At 50.7% G+C, this 14,261-nt stretch carries 12 protein-coding genes; 7 read left to right on the top strand and 5 right to left on the bottom strand.

Annotated features, from left to right (window positions below; translation table 11 throughout):
- Positions 1-2 precede the first annotated feature (2 nt).
- The gene (gene folE, locus E6P06_RS18975) at positions 3-671 is read right to left on the bottom strand and encodes a GTP cyclohydrolase I FolE (RefSeq protein WP_003027410.1); all 669 of its coding nucleotides are present in this window, start codon (positions 669-671) and stop codon (positions 3-5) included.
- 322 nt (positions 672-993) lie between these two features.
- On the opposite strand from folE, the gene fghA reads away from it, so the two are divergent.
- Positions 994-1,830: an S-formylglutathione hydrolase gene (gene fghA / locus E6P06_RS18980; protein WP_139935574.1), complete on the top strand. Its 837-nt coding sequence runs from the start codon at positions 994-996 to the stop codon at positions 1,828-1,830.
- On the opposite strand, the gene E6P06_RS18985 is transcribed toward fghA, so the two are convergent.
- Positions 1,831-2,220, bottom strand: coding sequence for a helix-turn-helix domain-containing protein (locus E6P06_RS18985; protein WP_003840109.1), 390 nt, complete (start codon positions 2,218-2,220; stop codon positions 1,831-1,833). It abuts the gene before it with no gap.
- Positions 2,210-3,580: an L-serine ammonia-lyase gene (locus E6P06_RS18990; protein WP_071681415.1), complete on the bottom strand. Its 1,371-nt coding sequence runs from the start codon at positions 3,578-3,580 to the stop codon at positions 2,210-2,212. Before E6P06_RS18990 ends, E6P06_RS18985 begins: the two co-directional genes overlap by 11 nt.
- Positions 3,581-3,796: 216 nt before the next feature.
- On the opposite strand from E6P06_RS18990, the gene serB reads away from it, so the two are divergent.
- From serB to E6P06_RS19005, 3 genes are all read left to right on the top strand, one after another.
- Positions 3,797-4,684, top strand: a complete 888-nt coding sequence (serB, locus tag E6P06_RS18995) for a phosphoserine phosphatase SerB (RefSeq protein WP_139935575.1) — start codon at positions 3,797-3,799, stop codon at positions 4,682-4,684.
- Positions 4,685-4,715: 31 nt separating this feature from the next.
- Entirely contained in the window at positions 4,716-6,038 is a 1,323-nt protein-coding gene (locus E6P06_RS19000; RefSeq protein ID WP_003840104.1) for an MFS transporter, read from the top strand.
- A gap of 333 nt (positions 6,039-6,371) precedes the next feature.
- The gene (locus tag E6P06_RS19005; RefSeq protein WP_003027416.1) at positions 6,372-8,357 is read left to right on the top strand and encodes a ligand-gated channel protein; all 1,986 of its coding nucleotides are present in this window, start codon (positions 6,372-6,374) and stop codon (positions 8,355-8,357) included.
- A gap of 64 nt (positions 8,358-8,421) precedes the next feature.
- On the opposite strand, the gene lysP is transcribed toward E6P06_RS19005, so the two are convergent.
- Entirely contained in the window at positions 8,422-9,891 is a 1,470-nt protein-coding gene (gene lysP, locus E6P06_RS19010) for a lysine-specific permease (protein WP_003027419.1), read from the bottom strand.
- 195 nt (positions 9,892-10,086) lie between these two features.
- Complete coding sequence (gene yieE, locus E6P06_RS19015; protein WP_003027421.1) at positions 10,087-10,968, bottom strand: DNA-binding transcriptional regulator YeiE; 882 nt, start codon at positions 10,966-10,968, stop codon at positions 10,087-10,089.
- Positions 10,969-11,146: 178 nt separating this feature from the next.
- Here yieE and E6P06_RS19020 point away from each other — a divergent pair, with 178 nt between their 5' ends.
- The 3 genes from E6P06_RS19020 (at position 11,147) to E6P06_RS19030 (ending at position 14,216) form a co-directional block, all read left to right on the top strand.
- Positions 11,147-12,196 (top strand): YeiH family protein, encoded by a 1,050-nt coding sequence (locus E6P06_RS19020; protein ID WP_139935576.1) that lies wholly within the window; start codon positions 11,147-11,149, stop codon positions 12,194-12,196.
- Positions 12,197-12,267: 71 nt separating this feature from the next.
- Positions 12,268-13,125, top strand: coding sequence for a deoxyribonuclease IV (gene nfo, locus E6P06_RS19025; RefSeq protein WP_003027428.1), 858 nt, complete (start codon positions 12,268-12,270; stop codon positions 13,123-13,125).
- 2 nt (positions 13,126-13,127) lie between these two features.
- Positions 13,128-14,216 carry a sugar kinase gene (locus E6P06_RS19030; RefSeq protein ID WP_003027430.1) on the top strand — a complete coding sequence of 363 codons (1,089 nt, stop codon included), beginning with the start codon at positions 13,128-13,130 and terminating at the stop codon, positions 14,214-14,216.
- The last annotated feature ends 45 nt before the right edge of the window (positions 14,217-14,261 follow it).

Consider the following 14,261-nt stretch of genomic DNA (forward strand, 5'->3'; position numbering starts at 1 on the left):
AATCAGTTGTGATGACGTACTGCGCGCAGGAATTCCTGACGCGTGTTCTGGCTGGACTTAAACAATCCACCAAGAGAAGTGGTGGTGGTCGCACTGGTCGCATCACGAATGCCGCGCGCTTTCACACAGTAATGCACCGCATCAATCGACACCGCCACATTATTCGTCCCGAGCAGCGTTTGCAGCGCGGTGAGAATTTGCTGGGTCAGGCGTTCCTGTACCTGTGGACGCTGGGCGAAGAACTGCACAATGCGGTTAATCTTCGACAGACCAATGACCGAATCTTTCGGAATATACGCCACCGTCGCTTTGCCATCGATAGTGACAAAGTGGTGTTCGCAGGTGCTGGTCAGCGTAATATCGCGGACCGTGACCATCTCGTCCACCTTCATTTTATTTTCAATGACGGTGATTTTCGGGAAGTTGGCGTAATCGAGGCCGGAGAAAATCTCATCGACATACATTTTCGCAATGCGATGAGGAGTTTCCATCAGACTGTCATCGCTCAAATCGAGATTGAGCAATTGCATAATCTCGGTCATATGGCCAGAGATAAGACGTTTGCGTGTTTCGTTATCCATCTCTTGCACGGGCGGGCGCAGCGGGGTTTCGAGACCACGCGCAACCAGCGCTTCATGAACCAGTGCCGCTTCTTTACTGAGTGATGACATTTCTTCTTCTCCTGCAGGTGGGGCGCCTCTGCCCTGCATGGGGCAAAGTTTTTAGGCTGTATCACAGCCAGAACATTGTGCGTGAGGCGGCGCACATAATCCAGTATTCACCGCGATAATTATTGAAATTGGCACAGCCTTTCAGCTGTAGCAACTTCACTTTCTGTTCAGCCCGGCGACGTTGAGTGTTAATGTAAAGTTATATAGATGATGAAGTATGTTTGCTCAATGCGGAAGTGAAAGTTACTCACAGTGCAATGAATAATCTGTATTATGGTGAGTTCGCAAACACATACAGGTTCAACACAACAAGGAGCCACGCATGGAAATGCTTGAAGAGCACCGCTGTTTTGAAGGCTGGCAGCAACGCTGGCGTCACGACTCCACCACGTTAAATTGCGCCATGACCTTCAGTATTTTTCTTCCACCACCCCGCGATAACGCCCCGCCTCCGGTGCTGTACTGGCTGTCGGGCCTGACCTGCAATGATGAAAACTTCACCACCAAAGCCGGCGCACAGCGCATCGCGGCTGAGCTCGGTATTGTTCTGGTGATGCCAGACACCAGCCCGCGCGGCGAGCAGGTTGCCAACGATGATGGTTACGATTTAGGCCAGGGCGCGGGATTTTACCTCAATGCCACTCAGCAGCCATGGGCAACGCATTTTTGTATGTATGACTATCTGCGTGATGAGCTTCCGGCACTGATTCAGTCTCAGTTTAACGTCAGCGATCGCTGCGCGATCAGCGGGCACTCTATGGGGGGTCACGGCGCATTGATTATGGCGCTGAAAAATCCCGGGAGATACACCAGCGTTTCAGCCTTTGCGCCGATCGTAAACCCTTGTCGCGTTCCGTGGGGCGAAAAGGCTTTTAGCGCTTATCTGGGTGAAGATAAAACACAATGGGCTGAGTGGGACAGCTGCGAATTAATGCTGGCCAGCAAGCCCGCAGACGCGATTCCGACGCTAATTGATCAAGGAGACAGCGATCAGTTTCTTGCCGATCAGTTGCAGCCCGCAGTGCTGGCGGAAACAGCCCGTCAAACCGCATGGCCAATGACACTGCGTATCCAGCCAGGTTACGACCACAGCTATTACTTTATTGCGTCGTTTATTGAGGATCACCTGCGCTTTCATGCCCAGTATTTGCTGAAGTGATCACCAGTAAAGCGTATTTTCTATTGCCGCGCTGTAGCTCATCTCTTCTGACTGCGGCGCGGACGCTTTACGATTTAGATCGGCCGCCTGTTGGCGTACCTGTAATCGCCCCACGCTCTCACCGCCTTCATAACCTTCGTTAAAATTACGCACTTCAGACTCGAATAAGATTGCATCCAGGTGATGCAACTTATTCAGTGCACGCAACAGGGAGATAAGCGTGTCCAGATTGAGGCCGCCGCCTTTCTCAATGCGTTTAATGGTCGCAATGCCGACCTGTGCGCGGTCAGCAAGTTGCTGCTGCGTTAGCGCCAGAGAAATCCGCGTTTCTCTGATGCGAGCGCATAATGACAAGATGATTTCATCATTATTCATGGTGTTATATTTCATGCCGCCCTCCCCGATTTTTGGGCTGAATTTTCCCAAGGCAGCCGTGATACGTCTCACGGTACTTCGCGCTCATGTCTTTACCCGTTTCATACATGGCGGCAATCACCTCATCGAGCGAAACGCATGGCTCGCTGACACGGCTCATCGCCATCGTTGCGGCGTTAATCGCTTTTACGGACGAAATCGCGTTTCGTTCGACGCAGGGAATTTGTACCTGCCCGCCAACCGGATCGCAGGTCAGTCCGAGATGGTGCTCCATGGTGATTTCTGCGGCATTCAGCACCTGAGCAACTGACGCCCCCATCAGTTCCGCTAATCCGGCTGCGGCCATCGAACTGGCCACGCCGATCTCTCCCTGACACCCAACCTCAGAACCTAAAATAGACGCGTTTTGTTTGAACAGTAGCGCGATGGCGCCAGCGGTGAGGAAAAAGCGGATAACCGATGCGCTATCCAACTTACAGACAAACTTATCGTACCAACTGAGGACCGCAGGGATGATACCGCTCGCACCATTGGTCGGCGCGGTCACCACTCGCCCTCCAGCGGCGTTTTCCTCGCTGACGGCAATCGCAAACGCATTCACCCAGTTGAGGTTGGTGAGAAAGTCGTTAGCAGAGGGTTTCATTGCCAGTAATTTATAGAGCGAGCAGGCCCTGCGCGGCACCTGATACGAGCCTGGCAGTAGGCCTTCAGTATGCAGACCACGATGGACGGCCTGCTGCATTATCGCCCAAACGTACGCGAAATAGTCATGCAACGCCGCCTGGGAATGCACCTGTAATTCATTTTTCATCATTAATGCCGCAACGGATAGTCCATTACGCTGACACAGTTCCTGCAGCTGCGCGGCATTTTGAAACGCAAAAGGAAATGCGTTTTTTTGCGCGGCTCTCTCGGGCGCCGGCTCGCCGGGTTTGCGAACCTGTCCGGCGCCGGTTGAAAACCATGTTTCTTCATACAACGTAAAATAATCATCCCTGGCGCGAAACGTCATCGCATAGGGATGGCCAGAATGCGGTTGTTGATTCGGCTTAATCGCGACCGTCACGGTAACTGAAGGAGAAAGCGTCAGGGTGCCGTCCTGTTCAGCACGTTTAATGAGATCCATCTGCTGGCGTAAATCAACATCATCCGGCTGATTGCCCAACAGCCCCAGATAAAGAGCGATATCAACGTTATGACACTTGCGGCTTAATGAGAGCGCGCCGTATAGCTCAACCTCGATTTCTCGCGTTAGCGGTAAGATCTCCTGTAGCTTTAATTGTGAAATGAAGTTAAACGCGGCACGCATTGGCCCTACTGTTCTTGAACTGGAAGGCCCAATGACGACTTTAAAAATATCAATACAACTTTCCATTTTAGACCCATCCCTGTTAGTCAAAATAGAATATACCGCCAGTAGCAACAGACCGTGACGTGTATATCAAAAATGATACCTTTCAGACTTTGTTTATTTATTGGTATAAAAAACAATACTATTTTATCTTTTTTTTAACATTCACATCTGTGATAAAGCAGGATTCAATCGTCACCCTCTACTATTACAATAACCTTAATTTACAGGAGTGACATAATGGCAATTATTTATTTTATTAGTGCAAAAGATCCTGAAAAACTTCAGGCATGGCTGCACAATACATTTCTAAATACCGAGACCAAACAATATCCGTGCGCACTGGAACAATTATCTATAGCCGCATTCAATAAACCGTATTTAAAATTATCAATACCCGATGAAATATTCACCGATGACATATACAAGAAACTAAGGGCTACATCGTTCACTCAGCAATTTGATTTTTTCCTAAAACCGCAAATCATCCCGACGAACGGGATCATCGCCTTTGACATGGACTCGACGTTTATCGAGGAAGAAGGTGTGGATGAGATCGCCCGCGCGCTAGGCATCACCGATCGGATAACAGAACTGACGCAGCAAGCGATGGAAGGAAAACTGGATTTCAATAACAGTTTCACCCGGCGCATCGGAATGTTAAAAGGGACACACATCCATGTCATTAATGCCGTATGCGATCGGATGACGGCCTCTCCCGGCATCACCACCATTTTGCCATTCCTCAAGCAGAAAGGATTTAAAACAGCGATCATTTCCGGCGGACTGGATATTTTCACCCACCGCTTACAACAGAAATATCAGCTGGACTATATATTTTCAAATACCGTTGAAGTCAGGAATGGCATGCTGACAGATAATATTTCCGCGCCAATCATGAATGCAGAAAATAAGCAAAAAACATTGGCCATGCTTGCCGACTCTCTGCAGATGCCTCAGCATAATATTATCGCCTGCGGTGATGGCGCCAACGATATTCCCATGCTCACGTATGCTGGCACTGGTATTGCCTGGCGAGCAAAACCCGCGGTCAGAAATTTAATTAACAATCAGATTAATTTTCACGGATTCGAGTCGCTTTTGTTCTTTATCGAAAATGGATTATAACCCCACAAGCACTGTCTGAAGGGAAGATCATATGAGCTTGAAATCATTTATATTCAGCCAGGCTGATAAGCCGGTTGTAAAAGAAAAAAAAGAGATTGACCATACTTACAAAAAATTCAGGATAGAGATTATTACCTCGGTTTTTATCTCTTACGCGGTCTTTTATTTAACACGTAAAAACTTCTCAGCCGCCATGCCGGCCATGCTGTCAGATACCACTCTGACCGCAGAAGATTTTGCCATCATGTCTTCACTGTTTTACATCCTGTATGGCTCAATGAAGTTTGTTGGCGGCATGCTGGTTGATAAAATCAATCCGAAAGCCATGACCGGCCCGGTGCTCATTGGCGTGGGGATCGTTAATATTCTGTTTGGTTTTTCCGACAGCGTTGCCGCGTTTTATGTGTTGTACAGCCTCAATGCTATCCTCCAGGGCACCAGTTTTCCACCAATGGCAAAGATCATGGCATCCTGGTTTTCCAAGAATGAACGCGGACGTTGGTGGGCGGTCGTTGAAGCGGCGCATAATATTGGCGGTAGTCTCGCCCCACTGCTGACAAGTTTCGCGATTGTCTGGAGCGGTAGCTGGAAAATGGGTTTTTATGTACCGGGCGCAATCTCCTTGCTGATGGGGATCGTAGCGCTCTTTACGATTAAAGACCGTCCCGGGACCTTAGGTTTGCCTAACGTTGGCGAATGGCGTAAGGATCCAACAGAGCTTGCCCAAGTGAAAGCCAGTCCGGTAAATCTCTCCTTTTGGCAGATTTTCGTCAAATATATCCTGATTAACCCATTAGTGTGGATTATTATCATTGGCGATATGTCCGTTTATATTGCCCGCACCATCCTCAATGACTGGCCGCAAATTTACTATTCTCAGGTACATGGCTGGAGCCTGATTAAAGCCAACTCTATTATCTCGTGGTTTGAAGCCGGTGGACTTGCCGGAGGGTTACTGGCGGGTTACTTATCTGACTTTATGTTTAAAAGTAACCGCTGGATGACAGGCTTAATATTCGCATTAATGCTGTGCGTATGTATTACCTTAATCCCACTGGTTCAGGATACCTCATATACCATTACGGCCATTCTCTTCACCATTATGGGTTTCGCCCTGTACGGGCCGCATATGCTTTTTGCCGTAGGTTGTCTGGACGTCACTCACAAAGATGCGGCGGGATCGATAACTGGCTTCCGCGGATTGTTTAGCTATGTCGGCGCGGCGTTAGCAGGCGTACCGGTGATATTAGTGAAGAACAACTGGGAGTGGTCTGGAGTCTATCTCTATGCCGTGATCGCAATCCTGTTAACCACCTTGTCACTGGCCTTACTCGCCAAATTCCATCGACTATAAGCCAGCCATAACAGGACAGTGGCGCCATCGCCGCTGTCTTTCGGTTGGGTTCTTTCAGCGTCAAAAAGGTGTCCATCTTCTTCATCCCTCCATCATTCCTTCACTTTTTCTCCTTTTTTCTTTCTTCACTATCTTATTGATTAAAAAAGCATTTCACCCCACATCACATCAAACACAAATGATTTCTATTATCATTTGTGTTTACAAATATTCATACTTTTGTACAATCCTCCCGCTTCTTTACTGAAAAGAGTCCTTAAAAGACAAATACATACAATTGTCATGGCCTTTCACATGACGCGCAGTTTGATTCATTTAAATGGAATGATACAAATGACTATACCTCACGTTAAGGCTGTAGCTGCCGCAGTATGCGTCGCCAGTCTCCCATCACTCGGCCATGCCGCTGAACAAGATACCGTGGTCGTTACCGCTACCGGCTTTGAGCAGAAAATTCAGGATGCCCCGGCTTCGATATCTGTTATTACCAAGCAGCAGATTGAGGACAAAGCCTATCGCGATGTCACCGATGCGCTAAAAGATGTCCCTGGCGTCGTCGTCACCGGCGGGGGGAGCAGCAGCGATATCAGTATTCGCGGTATGGCTTCGCAATACACGCTCTTCCTGGTCAACGGTAAACGCATCAGCACCCGCGGCACACGTCCTAATAGCGACAACTCAGGTATTGAACAAGGTTGGCTGCCGCCGCTTGAATCCATCGAGCGTATCGAAGTCATCCGTGGCCCGATGTCATCCCTGTACGGCTCCGACGCGATGGGCGGTGTCATTAACGTCATCACCAAGAAAGTGTCGAATACCAAAGCCTGGACCGGTTCTCTGCACGGCGATGCCACTTTCCAGGAAGACAGAGACTCCGGCGATATTTACCAGACCAACGCCTATGCGTCTGGGCCACTGATTGACGGATTACTTGGCGCGAAGGTGACCGGGTTATTCTCCCATCGGGCGGAAGATAAAATCCTCAATGGCTACAATGAACAGCGTATGCGTAACGGGGGCTTAACCCTGAACTTTACGCCAGACGATAAAAACGATATCGATTTCGATTACGCACGTGAATTGCAGGATCGCGACAGTACCCCAGGCAAATCTATGGCTGAGGAAAACTGTCGTAACGGAAGCTGTAAGCCGAACAGCAAAAGCGAAAGCAAGTATGTGCACACGACGTATTCTTTAACCCATAGCGGTTATTACGATGACTTCAACTCCACCAGCTATGTCCAGCAGGAAGAGAGCGAAAACCCGGGTCGCCAGATGAAGTCCTACAACACGATTTTCAATAACCAGAACCAGGTATTCCTTGGAGCGCATACCCTGACGCTAGGTGGGCAATACCGTTATGAAAAACTGCGCGATAACGGCAACCAGCTGCAAGCGGCTGATGGGCTGAACAAACTGACCCGCTGGAGCTGGGCGTTGTTTGCTGAAGATGAATGGGCCGTTACCGATACCTTTACGCTGACCGGCGGTCTGCGTATGGATAAGGATGAAAACTACGGTGACAACTGGACGCCACGCGGCTATGGCGTATGGCATCTGAGCGATCAATGGACCTTAAAAGGCGGCGTTTCGGCGGGCTATCGCGCCCCGGATCTGCGCCAGTCATCAGCAAACTGGGGACAGGTCACCGGCGGCGGTCGTCTGAACGGAATCATTGTCGGCAACCCGGACCTGAAGCCGGAGAAAAGCCTCAGCGAAGAAATCGGCTTACTGTGGGATAACGGCGATAACCTCAACGCAGGCGTCACCCTGTTCAATACCGACTTCAAGAACAAAATCACTGAAGTACGCCGTTGTAACAGCAGTTCCGATCCGGCCTGCACCATCGGCAATACCCATTATGACTTCGTCAGCGATCGCGTTAACGTCGATAAAGCCAATATGCGTGGCGTAGAATCCACCTTCGGCTGGAAAATAACCTCTGACGTCAACTGGACGGCGAACTACACTTACACGGAATCTGAACAGAAAAGCGGTCAGTTCTCCGGCCAGCCATTGAACAAAATGCCGAAGCATATGTTTAACACGACGCTGGACTGGCAGGCCACGCAGGATCTCGGTTTCTGGAGCCGCCTGAATCTGCGTGGAAAAACGTCTGAATACCTGAGCCGTACTTCCATGGCGCAGGGTACGCCGTCCTATACGCAGGTCGATGTGGGTTTACGTTACTATGCCACCAAGGATTTGTTGATGACCGCTGGCGTGTATAACGTGCTGGATAAGCAAATCGATTACGATACCTACGACACCGTTCTCGATGGTCGTCGTTACACGGTTGGCATGACTTACAGCTTCTAAGTTTGACGCAATAAAAAACCCCGGCACTCATCATGCCGGGGTTTTTGTTATGCTTTTTATACTGTTATTTCTTCACGCGACCCGGGAATTTCATTTCGCTGTAGCGGACAAAATGGGTTCCTTTGGTCAGCTTATAGCCAAACCAGATAATCAGGAACAGCGGGATACCAATATAGGTAGCCATCACGCCGCCCCAGTCAATGCTGTCTTTCAGGAACGCTTCGTAGTTCTGGCCGAGAGTGATAATCAGGCACAGCACAAAGGCGAAGATCGGACCCAGCGGGAAGAAGCCAGAACGGTACGGCAGATCCTTCACATCGTGGCCCTGCAGTACATAACCGCGACGGAAGCGATAGTGGCTAATGGCGATCCCCAGCCAGGCGATAAAGCCCGTCATCCCGGAAGTATTCAGCAGCCACAGGTATACGGTCTGGTTGCCAAACATCGAGGTCAGGAAGCACAGCCCCGCCACCACGGTGGTCGCATACAGCGCGTTACGCGGTACGCCGCCACGAGAAAGTTTACCGAAAATACGTGGCGCTTTACCGTCACATGCCAGGGTGTAAAGCATACGCGTGGAAGCGTACATCCCGGAGTTACCTGCAGACAGCACCGCCGTCAGGATAACTGCGTTCATCACCGCTGCCGCAGACAGCAGACCCGCATGCTGGAATACCAACGTGAACGGGCTAACGCTGATGTCTTTCACATCGTTGCGCAGCAGGCTCGGATCGGTGTACGGAATAATCAGGCTGATAATCAAAATCGCGAACACATAGAACAGCAGGATTCGCCAGAATACCTGACGTACCGCACGTGGAATGTTCTTTTCAGGATCTTCAGATTCACCTGCCGCGATACCGATCAGTTCCGTCCCCTGGAAGGAGAAGCCGACGATCATCGCCACGCCAATCATCGCAGCAAAACCACCGGCAAACGGTGCATCACCGGTCGTCCAGTTGCTCCAGCCCACCGGCTGAGCGCCTTTGAAGATACCGAAAATCATCATTACGCCAACTACGATGAAGATAATGACGGTGGTAACTTTGATTAGTGAGAACCAATATTCCGCTTCACCAAATCCGCGAACAGAAATGTAGTTCAGCAGGAAGATCACGCCGAGGAACAGCGCACTCCAGATCCAACCCGGCGTGTCCGGGAACCACCAGCTCATCACCAGCTGTGCGGCCACCAGGTCAACGGCAATCGTTACCGCCCAGTTGTACCAGTAGTTCCAGCCCAGCGCGAAGCCAAAGCCTTCTTCTACGTAGTTCTGACCGTAGGTGGAAAACGAGCCAGAAACCGGCATATAGGCCGCCAGTTCACCGAGGCTGGTCATCAGGAAATACACCATCAGACCGATCAGAATATAAGAGAACAACGCGCCGCCAGGACCCGCTGCAGAAATAGTTGCACCAGATGCAACGAAAAGACCTGTACCGATGGAGCCTCCAATGGCAATCATCGTCAGGTGACGCGCCTTCAGTTCACGACGTAGCGTGGGCGCTTCTGTGGTTTTAGTTTCGGAAACCATGTGAAAATGCTATCCATCCAAAAAATGAGGCGCGATTGTAGCAGACGAAACGGCATTCTTCCGGCACAAATGCGCTGTTATAAGAGACCTTCATGACTGGCCGCGGATTATAAGTAAAGCAGAAAATAGAGGGTGCAAGGCGGTTAAAACGTAACCGCCATTATGCAAAAAGGAGTCATTACGACAGTGAACGTCCTATTCCCCCTGCTCTACCTGGTCGCTGTAGCGCAAAAAGCGCGTAATGGCATTGGAGATATGTTTTTGTCGATGATGAACACGCCACAGCGTGCGGACCAAACGCGGAAGCGGCACAGGAACTTCGCTCAGCGTTCCCGCCTGTAACTGCTCGGCAATGACCCGCCGTGACAAACAGCTGATCCCGAGGCCATGGCGCACCGCATGCTTAATGGCCTCGGAGTTACCCAACTCCATTGCCATCTGAAATCTCGGCAAATGAGACAACAGCAGGTAATCCACCAGTTCACGCGTACCCGATCCTCGTTCACGCAGTATCCACGGCGAAGCAGCCAGTTGTTCCAGCGTAACGGGTCCCTTTGTAAGCGGTGACGACGGTGCGGCGAACACCACCAGCTCGTCTTCCAGCCACGGTTCAGAGATAATTTCCGTACTGTGACACGGCCCTTCAATCAGCCCGATGTCTACCCGGAAATCCAGCACCGCATTGATCACGTCCTGGCTGTTGCCCACGCTAAGCTCCAGCGGCAAATCGGGGAAATCATGCCGATAGCGGGCGATCATGGCAGGGAGAATATAGTTGCCAATGGTGCTACTGGCATAAACCCGGATAGCGCCATTATCTTCGCGGAAAAGCTGTTCGATTTCGGTCGTTTGCTCAAGTAGCGCCAGCGCCCGTGGGTAGAGCAAGCGCCCGTGTTCGTTGACCACCAGTCGTTTACCAACACGGTCAAACAGTTGCACGCCGAGTTGCCCTTCCAGATCGGTAAGTGCCGCACTCACCGCCGACTGCGACAATGCCAGCATGACAGACGCCTGGGTCGTTGAGCCGCTTTTTAATACCTCAGCAAACACTTCAAGTTGTCGCAGGGTGATATGCATAGTCGTTTTCCACCGGATAACCGTTACTTATACCCTAAATAATTCGAGTTGCAGCCAACGCACATGCAACCTGAAGTATGACGGGTATACCACTTATATAGATTAATTATAAATATATAATCAATTTTATTTTTAAACCACTTCGCCGTACTCTTTTACCCAGATAAAGGAGAAGGATATGACAGAACTCACCTTGCAGACTCATCGTCGTACAGCGTGGCATTTTATTCCGGGGCTCGCCCTGAGTGCAGTTATCACTGGGGTCGCCTTATGGGGTGGATCCATTCCCGCCGTTGCAGGTGCCGGGTTCAGCGCCCTCACCTTAGCAATCTTACTGGGGATGGTTCTCGGCAACACCGTCTATCCGCACATCTGGAAAAGCTGTGACGGCGGTGTGCTGTTTGCTAAACAACATTTATTACGTCTGGGGATCATCCTCTACGGCTTCCGCCTCACCTTCGCGCAAATTGCTGACGTCGGCGTCAGCGGTATCGTGATTGATGTGTTAACGCTAAGCAGTACCTTTATGATTGCCTGTTTCCTGGGGCAAAAAGTGTTTGGTCTGGACCGCCACACCAGTTGGCTGATTGGCGCGGGGAGCAGCATTTGTGGTGCCGCCGCCGTGTTGGCAACCGAGCCGGTAGTGAAAGCGGAAGCCAGTAAGGTAACCGTCGCTGTCGCCACCGTAGTGATCTTCGGTACCATCGCTATCTTCCTGTATCCGGCAATGTATCCGCTGCTGGCACACTGGTTTAGCCCGGAAACCTACGGCATTTACATTGGTTCCACCATGCATGAAGTGGCACAGGTAGTGGCTGCCGGGCACGCCATTAACCCGGATGCGGAAAACGCCGCAGTTATTGCCAAAATGCTGCGCGTCATGATGCTGGCACCGTTCCTTATCCTGTTGGCCGCTCGCGTTAAACAGCTGTCTCCGGCCTCCGGTGGTGAGAAGAGCAAAATCACCATTCCGTGGTTTGCCATCCTGTTCATTGTGGTCGCGATTTTTAACTCGTTCCACTTTCTGCCGCAGTCGGTAGTGAGCATGCTGGTAACACTGGATACCATTTTGCTGGCAATGGCGATGGCCGCACTGGGGCTGACCACTCACGTTAGCGCCCTGAAAAAAGCCGGTGCTAAACCGTTACTGATGGCCCTGCTGCTGTTTGTCTGGCTGATTGTAGGCGGTGGCGCGATTAACCTCGCTATCCACGCGCTGATGGCATAAACGAGCACGACTCACCTCCATTAACCCGCTATACTTCCTCCTTTTGCATTTGAGTATGGCGGGTTTAATTTATGAAATACATCGGAGCGCACGTAAGCGCCGCTGGCGGTCTGGCTAACGCCGCTATTCGAGCCGCAGAAATCGAAGCGACCGCATTCGCCCTGTTCACCAAGAATCAGCGTCAGTGGCGTGCCGCGCCGCTGACCACCGAAATCATTGATGATTTCAAATCTGCCTGCGAGAAGTATCACTATACTTCCGCGCAAATCCTGCCTCACGACAGCTACCTGATTAACCTCGGTCACCCGGTCAGCGATGCGCTGGAAAAATCGCGTGACGCGTTTCTTGACGAAATGCAACGCTGCGAACAGCTTGGCTTATCCCTGCTTAACTTTCACCCGGGCAGCCATTTGATGCAGATTCCGGAAGATGAATGTCTGGCGCGCATTGCGGAATCGATCAACATCGCCCTCGCCCAGACCCAGGGCGTTACGGCGGTCATTGAAAATACCGCCGGACAGGGCAGTAACCTTGGCTTTAAGTTTGAACACCTGGCCGCCATTATCGACGGCGTAGAAGATAAATCCCGTGTCGGCGTCTGTATTGATACCTGCCACGCCTTCGCGGCCGGTTACGATTTGCGTTCCGTTGAGGAATGTGAAAAGACGTTTGCGGAATTTGAACGAATTGTCGGCTTCAAATATCTGCGCGGTATGCACCTGAACGACGCCAAGAGCACGTTTGGCAGCCGCGTTGACCGTCACCACAGCTTAGGTGAAGGCAATATTGGCCACGATGCCTTCCGTTGGATCATGCAGGACAATCGTTTTGACGGCATTCCGCTGGTGTTGGAAACCATTAATCCAGATATCTGGGCAGAAGAGATTGCCTGGCTGAAAGCCCAGCAAACTGAAAAAGCGGTGGCCTAATCATGAACGACAGGGAAAAGCAGATCCTTAAGATCTTGCGCCGCAATCCGTTGATTCAGCAGAATGAAATCGCCGATATTTTGCAGATCAGCCGTTCACGCGTCGCTGCGCATATTATGGATTTAATGCGTAAAGGCATGATCAAAGGTAAAGGTTATATCCTTACCGAACAGGATTATTGCGTGGTTGTCGGTGCTATCAACATGGATATCCGGGGTGTTGCAGACATCCATTATCCGCAGGCAGCCTCTAACCCTGGCAGCATTCATTGCTCAGCAGGCGGTGTAGGACGTAACATCGCCCACAACCTGGCGCTGTTGGGCCGCGACGTACATTTAATTTCCGCTGTTGGCAGTGACTTCTATGGCGAAACATTGCTGGAACAAACGCGTCAGGCTGGGGTTAACGTTTCCAGCTGCATTCGTCTGCATGGACACAACACCTCAACCTACCTGTCGATCGCTAATCAACAGGAAGAGACCGTACTGGCCATTAACGATACCCATATCCTGCAACAATTGACGCCGCAGTTGCTTAACGGTTCGCGAGATTTGATTCGCCATTCCGGTGTCGTACTGGCCGATTGCAATCTGACCGCCGAAGCCATTGAGTGGGTCTTTACTATTGCCGATGATATTCCGGTATTCATTGACACCGTTTCAGAGTTCAAAGCGGAAAAAATGAAAACCTGGTTTACGCGTATTCATACGCTAAAACCCACGCAGAAAGAGCTGGCGATTTTATGGGGCCAACCTATTCATACTGATGCGGATCGCGTACTGGCCGTCAATAGCCTGCATCAGCAAGGGGTAAAACGCATTTTTGTCTGCCTGGAAGATGAATCCGTTTTTTGCAGCGAAAAGGACGGCGAACAGTTTTTATTGACGCCGCCTGAGCATACGGTGGTAGACAGTTTTGGTGCCGATGACGCTTTTATGGCGGGATTACTGTACAGCTTTCTGGAAGGCAGTGAGTTTCGTGAAAGCGCGCGCTTTGCCATGGCCTGCGCAGCATTATCGCGGGCCAGCGTCAGTATCAACAACCCAACGCTCTCTGCGGATAACGCTCTGTATTTGCTGCAAACAGCTTGAATGTCTGCCGGATAGCGCTACGCTTATCCGGCCTACAAACTTTAT

Source organism: Citrobacter sp. CF971 (assembly GCF_006385635.1).
Lineage (GTDB): Bacteria > Pseudomonadota > Gammaproteobacteria > Enterobacterales > Enterobacteriaceae > Citrobacter > Citrobacter freundii.